At 47.3% G+C, this 8,887-nt stretch carries 10 protein-coding genes; 1 reads left to right on the top strand and 9 read right to left on the bottom strand.

All coding sequences use genetic code 11. The annotated features are described in order from the left end of the window. From K5677_RS11925 to K5677_RS11885, 9 genes are all read right to left on the bottom strand, one after another. A partial coding sequence (locus tag K5677_RS11925) for a cation-transporting P-type ATPase (RefSeq protein ID WP_296728332.1) occupies window positions 1–516 on the bottom strand: 516 nt, incomplete at its 3' end. Between the two features lie 124 nt (window positions 517–640). Then, entirely contained in the window at window positions 641–988 is a 348-nt protein-coding gene (locus K5677_RS11920; RefSeq protein ID WP_024861321.1) for a type II toxin-antitoxin system PemK/MazF family toxin, read from the bottom strand. 282 nt (window positions 989–1,270) lie between these two features. Further along, a complete protein-coding gene (locus K5677_RS11915; RefSeq protein ID WP_296728327.1) occupies window positions 1,271–1,705 on the bottom strand; it encodes a hypothetical protein in 435 nt (144 codons plus the stop codon). 6 nt (window positions 1,706–1,711) lie between these two features. Then, on the bottom strand, window positions 1,712–2,824 hold the full coding sequence (locus K5677_RS11910; RefSeq protein WP_296728325.1) for an acyltransferase: 1,113 nt from the start codon (window positions 2,822–2,824) through the stop codon (window positions 1,712–1,714). Next, window positions 2,817–3,209: a DUF2809 domain-containing protein gene (locus K5677_RS11905; protein WP_296728322.1), complete on the bottom strand. Its 393-nt coding sequence runs from the start codon at window positions 3,207–3,209 to the stop codon at window positions 2,817–2,819. Before K5677_RS11905 ends, K5677_RS11910 begins: the two co-directional genes overlap by 8 nt. Then, the gene (hydF, locus tag K5677_RS11900) at window positions 3,206–4,405 is read right to left on the bottom strand and encodes a [FeFe] hydrogenase H-cluster maturation GTPase HydF (protein WP_296728320.1); all 1,200 of its coding nucleotides are present in this window, start codon (window positions 4,403–4,405) and stop codon (window positions 3,206–3,208) included. Before hydF ends, K5677_RS11905 begins: the two co-directional genes overlap by 4 nt. 275 nt (window positions 4,406–4,680) lie before the next feature. After that, window positions 4,681–4,860 (bottom strand): hypothetical protein, encoded by a 180-nt coding sequence (locus tag K5677_RS11895; RefSeq protein WP_296728318.1) that lies wholly within the window; start codon window positions 4,858–4,860, stop codon window positions 4,681–4,683. 227 nt (window positions 4,861–5,087) lie between these two features. Further along, on the bottom strand, window positions 5,088–6,263 hold the full coding sequence (locus K5677_RS11890) for an NADP-dependent malic enzyme (RefSeq protein WP_296728315.1): 1,176 nt from the start codon (window positions 6,261–6,263) through the stop codon (window positions 5,088–5,090). Between the two features lie 81 nt (window positions 6,264–6,344). Next, window positions 6,345–7,289 (bottom strand): L-lactate dehydrogenase, encoded by a 945-nt coding sequence (locus K5677_RS11885; protein ID WP_296728312.1) that lies wholly within the window; start codon window positions 7,287–7,289, stop codon window positions 6,345–6,347. A 380-nt stretch (window positions 7,290–7,669) separates the two neighbouring features. Here K5677_RS11885 and K5677_RS11880 point away from each other — a divergent pair. Then, the coding region (locus K5677_RS11880; RefSeq protein WP_296728310.1) for an argininosuccinate synthase at window positions 7,670–8,887 on the top strand (1,218 nt) is incomplete at its 3' end.

Genomic DNA, 8,887 nt, shown 5'->3' with positions numbered 1-8,887 from the left:
GACGATATTCGGCTTGTTGAGGGAGTTGTCGGTATCGTCGGGAGAGCCTGCGGACTTTCCCACAGCCGTGGATTCGCCTGTAAGTATCGCTTCATCGGAGAAGAATCCGACAGCCTTCAACACAGCGCAGTCCGCAGGTATACGGTCACCTGCTTCAAGCTCTATGACATCTCCTGTCACAAGTCTTGAAGCCTCTATCTCCTTCAGCTTACCATCACGCCAGCATTTTGCCGTCGGAGAGGTCATAGAGCGCAGAGCCTCAAGAGTGTGCTCTGTGCGGTACTCCTGAATAAAGCCGAGAATAGCATTGAGAAGCACGATCAGTATGATGGTCACCGCATCTGAAATCTCACCGAGGAGTACGGATATGACCGTAGCACCGAGGAGTATCATGACCATGACATCCTTGAATTGTCCCATAAAGATACCCACAGGACCTGTTCTCCTGTTTTCGGCGAGAACGTTTTCACCCTCGGTTTTCAGTTTTTCTGCGGCTTCGTTTTCTGTAAGTCCCATATTTTCACCCTTTCACAGATGTTGTCCTTACAGGATATGTTCGCAGTGGGGACAAATATGCCAAGCTATGCAATAATTGAGGACAAAAACAAAAAGGCTGTCATTTACGACAGCCTTGAAATGCTTATATTTCCAGTCCGAAGCTTATGGACAGTGCCGTGTCCACCTTATCCATTGAATTAAGGTCAAGCTCGCCCATTTTGTCCTTGAGGCGGCGCTTGTCGATAGTCCGTATCTGCTCCAAAAGCACGATACTGTCTTTTGCAAGTCCGCATTTGTCTGCTTCCACCTCGATATGCGTTGGCAGGTGGTTTTTGTCCCGCTGACTTGTGATAGCCGCGGCTATGACTGTGGGACTGTGCTTGTTCCCCACGTCATTCTGAACTATAAGTACAGGTCTGACTCCGCCCTGCTCAGAGCCAACAACGGGGCTGAGGTCGGCGTAGTAAATTTCTCCTCGTTTGACTGACATAATTATTTCTCCCGATATATTAAGGACATCTCTGAAAACCAACTTTTGAGAAAAACCAGCTATGCACGGCATATGCTGCGTCAAACTTCCTCGGAGTGCGTCAGCACGCCTTCGGGAGCTTTCCTTGCCTCTGCCGCACCTATCTGATTTTTTCTTGACCAAATAGGTTTTTAGAGATGCCCTTATGAATTTCAGCTGATGACTTTATTATTGCCTCTGGGGCTCAGTTTATACAACTTCATTTCATTATATGCTTTCGGGAGTATTTTTGCCTATGTGAGCTTAGCTGATAAGCGCAATTATTCCGCCGAATATAAACAGCAGACTTAATGCGAGCCACGATACGAGCATTATAGTCCTGCTGTGATTAAGGTACCGTTTATTGCCTGAGCCGCGTCCGTAATTCCGCATTACCAGTACCGATACCGGAGCATACAGGTCGTCCTTTTTTACTGTTACCGTGACCTTTAGCCCTATTGGCGGCATTTCAGCCCCGGGAAGGAAGCAGAAGTGCTTATAAAAGGCTATGTCCTCATAGTTGTTTTTGCTTATTCTATAGCGGATTATCAGGGCTTTATGCTCAAGGTCTATGTCGATTATCCTGCCGTCAAGTATTTTTTCGCCGCGCACCTTATTTCGCACAATATAGAAAATGCCGAAAAGAACAAACAGTACCCCTGAAACAAGTCCTGCAGCTCCGAGTATGGTATTTTTCATATGCGTTTATTTAGATTTTGCGGCAGAGCTTTTACTGAACAGTCCGAATACAGCCTTTTCTGCTGCTTTTGCAATGACAAGCCTGTACAGCAGAGCTGATATGAGTACGGCTGCTGTATAGCTGAGCCATACAGCCTTTGTGGAGTAATCAAGTCCAAGTCCTGCGTATTCGTCTATGGTTCGTATTGCGCACTGTACAGGGAAGTGTACAAGGTATATCACTATGGAAAGACTGCCCAGATAAGTCAGGGGGCGTATGCCAAGTACAGCACCCAGCCACGGTATGAACAGTACTGCAAGTATGAGCGCAGGAGCGATACCAAGTATGAATGCCATGCGCAGGTCGCCCATGAACTGCGGTTTGAAGCGCAGCACAAGATAGCTGAGTATGACGGCTGCAAGGCAGATATAGCCGAGGCGACGGTATCTGAAGCTCTCCCTGTTCCTGTAGACGGTGCAGAGTATTGCTCCTATGAAGAAGCAGGCGATGCCGCGTCCGACGAGCTCGTTCCAAATAGGATAGTTCACGCCCGAAAGGTTAATAGTCGTTCCGAGAAGGGCTGCCCCGAAGAATACATAGCAGCCGTGACGCTCGTTCTTAACGCGGTAGAGTATGAGATAGAACAGCAGATAGCACAGCATACATATGCTTATGCACCATGAGGGAGCGTCCAGCGACCACTCCTTGCCGAAGAAGCCGTCCTGCATGAGCAGGAGATTGTATACAAAGTGCTGTATATCAAGGTTTCCGTAGACAAAGGTGGTTCCGCACCTGTGATAATATGCAAGCTCAAGGATAACTGTCAGCAGGGTAAAGAAAATAAATGGCGGATATATCTTCCGCAGGCGCTTAACTATGAAATCGCGGAAGCTAATACCGTGTCCGATTATTCTTTCGGAGTAACCCAGCATCATACCGAAGCCCGACAGCATGAAAAAGAGCTCCACCATGTATGCTCCGTATTGGTATGACATCGGGAACGCAGAAAACAACGGCGAACCGTTCTGCGGCTTGAAGTGCTGATAGTGCCAGAAAAATGCTATGATACAGGCGCCTATGCCCTTTAGTCCGTCAATTGCGCCGAGATGAGAGTCGTTTTTTGATAGCTTTTCAGTCATTATTTTTCCTCTTTTTCAGTTGTTGATACAGGAATATCTCTATGAGCGTCACTGCGGTTCCTGCCGCATAGCACCATAGGTCCTCGACAGCATAGCTCGTACCGATAATTATGCGGAGAAGCTCATTTTTCACTCCGAGAATATCCGCAATATGAGCCTTTTGCAGAAATTCCACTATAAATGAAAATACCAGTATCCCTATTGCCACAGCGTATGAGCTGAATTTCTTAGGCACAAATGAGCGGAACAGGCAGTACAGCACCCACACTATGATAACATCGCCGATATATGAGCGTATGAAGTGGTTGAAGTAGAAAATTCCTATGCACACCTCAACTGCCACAAGGAGCAAAAAGCCTATGATATATGGAAGCCGCGATTTCATTCTATCTCTCCTGCAAGGTCAGGGAAAATACCCAGACTGCGCTTTAATATGCCGTTCATGAGTGCAATGGCTATGCCGTAATTAGTGAATGGAACACCCTGATCCTCGGCGTTTTTGCGCCTGTAGGTCATTTCACGCTCATTCAGCATACAGCCGCCGCAGTGTATCACAAGGCTGTATGCTGACAAGTCCTCGGGGAATTCACGTCCCGAGCTGAGCTCTATATTCAGCTCCTTGCCTGTGGTCTTTTTCAGCAGAGCAGGCAGCTTTACACTGCCGATGTCTCCGCACTGACGATGGTGAGTACAGCCCTCGGATATTAGAACTGTATCCCCGTTTTTCAGTTTTTTTATGGCAGCTGCGCCCTTTACTGAGGTCTCTAAAAAGCCTTTGTACCGCGCCATAAGTATTGAAAATGAGGTGAGGGGAACGGTCTCGGGGACTATCCTGCTGACCACAGCGAAAGCCTGACTGTCGGTGATGACCATTTTCGGCGGAGCGCTGAGCTTCCCGAGTGTTTCCGCGAGCTGAGTTTCCTTAGTAAATACCGCCATTGCATCTGCGTCAAGAATATCGCGGAGCGTCTGCACCTGCGGCAGTATCATTCGTCCTTTGGGAGCTGCTGCGTCTATCGGAGTTACAAGGACTACCATATCTCCTGTACCGAGCATATCGCCCACTATGCGCTTTTCATCTGATGGGAGCTTTGCAAGTGCTGCGATACGCTCCTTCAGCTCGTAAATATTCTCGCCTGTGAGGGCGCTTACCTCAATCTCATTGTCCTGACAGACGCGCTTCTGCGCAATATCTGATTTGTTGTACACTGTGAGAAATGGGATAGCTTTTTCCTCGAAAATACTCATGAGCTGGCGCTCGGTGTCGGTAAGTCCCACAGTTCCGTCAACGATGAGGACGGCAAGGTCTGTGCGGTTGAGTATCTGCTTAGTCTTGCGGACTCTCATTTCGCCGAGAGTTCCCTCGTCGTCAAATCCGGGGGTATCTATTATCACCACAGGACCGAGAGGGAGAAGCTCCATAGCCTTAGTGACGGGATCGGTGGTAGTACCCTTAACGTCCGAGACTACGGACAGCTCCTGTCCCGTAACAGCGTTTACTACGCTGGATTTGCCTGCATTTCTTCGTCCGAAGAAGCCAATGTGGACTCTCTCCGATGAGGGAGTATCGTTTAAACTCATATCTATCATTCCTTTTTGTTAAAACGTCAGCCATTAGCCTGCAAGTGATCAAAGTTATGCAATAGCGGTTTGCGCCGCCATTACAATGAGCTAACAGCCGGCAGCTAATGGCTAAAATCATTATAACACAGACACATTGATTTTTCAACACAAAAAAGGCGCACATAAGTGCGCCCGAACCGTTAGCTTTTATGGACAGCATTTGACTGTCCGAGTTTTGTGATATTATCAATAAATAACATAAAGCAGATACTGCCGGCGGCAGTCCGCGGAGGTCAGTGTTTTTTTAATTTTTTATTTGCTGTTAAAACTGTTGCAACACTGAATACGCAAGCTATGCCAAATACGATCTGTGCCATCAGATAGCTCTTTGTAACTATTGCGATAATAAGCAGCAAAAAGCTGAGGGCAGCCCCGATCATGCTGATTAGGTGTAAAATAGATGCTTTCTTCATAATGTTTTCTCCTTATATCATAGTTTTTTGTGGTAAAGCTAACGGTTAAAATATTTTATAACTGTCAGCTCTCACTTTCATGCTCTACTATAAAAGAGCCGCAAAGCAAAAGCTGTACGGCTCAATTATAACACGTTTTATCTAATAAATCAACATTTTTGTGAAAGTTTTTTACATATTTGTCTGTAAAGTGCAAAAAACGTGTACACAGGCGCTGTGATTATGCATTATATACGTGCTACGCCTGTCTCCTTAGCAGCCTGAGCAACAGCCTTTGCAACTGCCTGAGCTACTGACTTATCAAGTGCGCTCGGGATAATGTAATCAGCGCTGAGCTTGTCATCTGTAACGAATGAAGCGATAGCCTTAGCAGCAGCTATCTTCATAGCGTCGTTGATGTCGCTTGCACGAACATCGAGAGCTCCGCGGAAGATACCCGGGAATGCAAGTACGTTGTTTATCTGGTTGGGGAAGTCGCTTCTTCCTGTGCCGACTACTGCTGCGCCTGCTTCCTTGGCGAGGTCGGGCATTATCTCAGGAGTTGGGTTAGCCATCGGGAAGAGGATAGGCTTGTCAGCCATGCTCTTTACCATTTCGGGAGTTACACAGCCGGGAGCTGAAACGCCGATAAATACATCTGCACCCTTGATGACCTCTTCGAGGCTGCCCTTTCTCATCTGCTGGTTGGTTATCTCAGCCATTTCGTCCTTCATGGGGTTCATGCCCTCGGGACGTCCCTTGTAGATAGCGCCGTTTCTGTCGCAGAGAACAACGTCTTTAAGTCCCATAGAGATGAGGAGCTTGATGATAGCGATACCTGCTGCGCCTGCACCGCTTGTTACGACTCTTATCTCGTCCAGCTTCTTGCCGACTACCTTGAGAGCGTTGAGCATAGCAGCGAGAGTAACAACGGCTGTACCGTGCTGGTCGTCGTGGAATATCGGAATATCACAGCACTCCTTCAGCTTTTTCTCTATCTCGAAGCAGCGTGGAGCGGAGATGTCCTCAAGGTTTACGCCGCCGAATGAGCCTGCAAGAAGACGGACTGTATTAACGATGTCGTCAACTTCCTTTGAGCGTACACAAAGAGGAACAGCGTCAACGTCGCCGAATGCCTTGAAGAGTGCGCACTTGCCCTCCATAACAGGCATACCTGCCTCAGGACCGATGTCGCCGAGACCGAGAACAGCTGTACCGTCTGTAACTACAGCAACGAGGTTTGAACGGCGTGTGAGCTCATAGCTCTTGTCAACGTCCTTCTGTATTTCGAGACAAGGCTGTGCAACGCCGGGAGTGTAAGCGAGTGAGAGGTCCTCTCTTGTTTCGAGGGGAGCACGGCAGATGACCTCGATCTTGCCCTGCCATTCATAGTGTTTTTTAAGTGATTCTTCTGCGTAATTCATGGTTTTTATATGTCCTTTCAGTGATTTTAAAAAAAAGCGGAGAACAATGAGTTCTCCGCGTGAATGCTTATTTGCGGCTTCTCAGAACTGTATCTGGTCAATAACGCTTCTCAGCGCCTTTGCACTTGCCTGAAGCTTTTCGATCTCTGCGTCGGAAAGCTTTGGAGAGACTTCTCTTTCGATACCGTTGCTGCCGATAACGCATGGGAGACTGAGGCAAACGTCGTTGATGCCGTATCTGTCATTTATCATTGTCGAAACTGTGAGAATGTTCTTTGAGTCGCGAAGAACAGTGTCGCATATCTTGTTTACGCTCATTGCGATAGCGTAGAAGGTAGCGCCCTTTCTCTTGATGACCTCTGCACCTGCCTTGCGGACCTCGTCGAGGATCTCATCCTCATCAAGGTTTGCGTGATCCTGATCTGCGCAGTACTCGTCAACAGGAACGCCTGCGATATTCATGATAGACCACGGGATAAATGAGGAATCGCCGTGCTCACCGAAAACGTAAGCGTGAATGCTGTTCGGGCTGAGACCGACATGATCGGCAATGATGGAACGAAGTCTTGAGGTATCAAGAGCTGTACCTGAGCCTATTACCTGATTAGGCTTGAGGTCTGTGCACTTGAGGATAGTATATGTAAGCACGTCAACAGGGTTGCTGACAACTACATAGATAGCGTCGGGAGCGTATTTAGCGATCTGAGGCATTACCTCCTTGATGATATTTACGTTTGTCTGAGCAAGGTCAAGACGTGTCTGACCGGGCTTTCTTGCGATACCGAGAGTAACGACAACGATATCCGAATCCTTTGCGTCCTCATAGCCGCCGTCGAACACCTCGACGTTCTCACCGAAGGAAACGCCCTGACGGATATCCATAGCCTCGCCCTTAGCCTTAGCCTTATTTATATCAACAAGAACGATATCGGAGCAGGTGCCTGCTACAGCGAATGTATAAGCGATAGAAGCGCCGACATTGCCTGCGCCGAGTATAGTTATCTTTGTACCGTTTTTCTCAGCCATAATGTAAACCTCCCAGTTTAGTAAGCCAAAATTCATTATTTATCTTTCTTTAGCACTTTACAGAGCCATACATATTTATTATATACGGCAGACAAAAAAATATCAAGCAAATTAACAGGATCGGCACAAAAATCGGAAATTCATACAAAACCCTACAGGATTTAACATGGCTTTTTAACTCTGAGGTTAATTGGCAGGGCAAATTCCGAAAAATCGGCTTTTTACAGATAAGATGAATAATATGCGCATAAAGATGAATATTTCTGAAAATATTGAATATTTATTCAAATCCTCTTGACAATATTTTGTTAAGTAGTATAATATACTTATATCGCAAATCCGCGCATATCAAATGCGTTTATATTCAGGAGGTAATTACAATGGCTAACAAAAAGGATATCAAAAAGGTAGTTCTTGCATACTCAGGCGGACTTGATACTTCTATCATTATCCCGTGGCTCAAGGAAAACTACAATAACTGCGAGGTTATCGCTGTTTCAGGTGACGTAGGACAGGGCACAGAGCTTGACGGACTTGAGGAGAAGGCTATCAAGACAGGCGCTTCAAAGCTCATCATCGCTGACCTCAAGGAGGAGTTCATTCAGGACTATGTATATCCTACAGTTCAGGCAGGAGCTATCTATGAGAACAGATATATGCTCGGTACTTCCTTCGCTCGTCCTATCATCGCAAAGCGTATCGCTGAGATCGCTCTTGAGGAAGGCGCTGACGCTATCTGCCACGGCTGCACAGGCAAGGGCAACGATCAGGTAAGATTCGAGCTTGCTATCAAGGCTTTTGCTCCTGAAATGGCTATCATCGCTCCCTGGAGAGAATGGGACATCAAGAGCCGTGACGAGGAGATCGACTACGCAGAGGCTCACAACATTCCTCTGAAGATAAACAGAGAGACAAACTACTCTAAGGATAAGAACATCTGGCACCTCTCACACGAAGGTCTCGATCTTGAGGATCCTGCAAACGAGCCGCAGTACGAGAAGAAGGGCTTCCTCGAAATGGGCGTTTCACCTATCGACGCTCCTGATAAGCCTACATATATCACACTTCACTTCGAGAAGGGCGTTCCTACAATGCTTGACGGCAAGAAGCTCAATGGTGTTGAAATGGTATCTGCTCTCAACAAGCTGGGCGGCGAGAACGGTATCGGCCTTGCTGATCTCGTTGAGAACCGTCTCGTTGGTATGAAGTCAAGAGGTGTTTACGAGACTCCCGGCGGTGCTATCCTTTACCACGCACACGAAGTTCTCGAGACTATCACACTTGACAAGGAAACTGCACGTATCAAGCAGTACCTCGGAATCAAGTTTGCTGACATCGTTTACAACGGTCAGTGGTACACACCTCTCCGCGAAGCTCTCACAGCTTTCGTTGACAAGACGCAGGAGAGAGTTACAGGCGACGTTAAGCTCAAGCTTTACAAGGGCAACATCATCAATGCAGGCGTAACTTCACCATACACACTCTACGATGAGGAAGTTGCTACATTCGATGAGGATGAGGTTTACAATCAGGCTGACGCAGCAGGCTTCATCAACCTCTTCGGTCTCCCGATAAAGGTTAGAGCTCAGCTTGACAAG

Source organism: Ruminococcus sp., assembly GCF_024684275.1.
Note: the sequence above shows the minus strand (reverse complement) of the source record. Positions and strands in the feature narration are given on the sequence as shown.

Coding starts and splice junctions, on each gene's coding strand:
- K5677_RS11920 (WP_024861321.1), bottom strand. CDS start 988: ATGTCAGTCAAACGAGGAGAAATTTACTACGCCGACCTCAGCCCCGTT.
- K5677_RS11915 (WP_296728327.1), bottom strand. CDS start 1,705: ATGAAAAATACCATACTCGGAGCTGCAGGACTTGTTTCAGGGGTACTG.
- K5677_RS11910 (WP_296728325.1), bottom strand. CDS start 2,824: ATGACTGAAAAGCTATCAAAAAACGACTCTCATCTCGGCGCAATTGAC.
- K5677_RS11905 (WP_296728322.1), bottom strand. CDS start 3,209: ATGAAATCGCGGCTTCCATATATCATAGGCTTTTTGCTCCTTGTGGCA.
- hydF (WP_296728320.1), bottom strand. CDS start 4,405: ATGAGTTTAAACGATACTCCCTCATCGGAGAGAGTCCACATTGGCTTC.
- K5677_RS11895 (WP_296728318.1), bottom strand. CDS start 4,860: ATGAAGAAAGCATCTATTTTACACCTAATCAGCATGATCGGGGCTGCC.
- K5677_RS11890 (WP_296728315.1), bottom strand. CDS start 6,263: ATGAATTACGCAGAAGAATCACTTAAAAAACACTATGAATGGCAGGGC.
- K5677_RS11885 (WP_296728312.1), bottom strand. CDS start 7,289: ATGGCTGAGAAAAACGGTACAAAGATAACTATACTCGGCGCAGGCAAT.